At 65.3% G+C, this 236-nt stretch carries 1 protein-coding gene; it reads right to left on the bottom strand.

Features of this window, described 5'->3' with window-relative positions; all coding sequences use genetic code 11:
• Positions 1–236: amidase family protein (locus tag ACZ3GY_RS24805; protein WP_465912485.1), on the bottom strand; the 236-nt coding region annotated here is incomplete at both ends.

Below are 236 nucleotides of genomic sequence, written 5' to 3'. Positions count from 1 at the left end.
CGACGTTGTGCAGATGCTCAACCACCGTCGCGTCGTAGTCGAACACCTGATCCGCGAAGGGTTTCGCTCCCCACGTCGTGGGCACGCCTTTTACGGCCAGCAGGTCCTTTGCGGCGTAAGGAATCCCGTGCAGCGGCCCGCGATAGTGCCCGCGCTGTATCTCTTTCTCCGCCGCGTGCGCTTGCTCCAGCGCCGTGTCGGGCAGCAGGCGCGCATAGGCATTCAGCTTCGGCCCG

Source organism: Pseudomonas sp. PME37.24/006 (assembly GCF_055556635.1).
The sequence above is the reverse complement of the archived record's forward strand: the minus strand, read 5'-3'. Positions and strand labels throughout refer to the sequence as shown.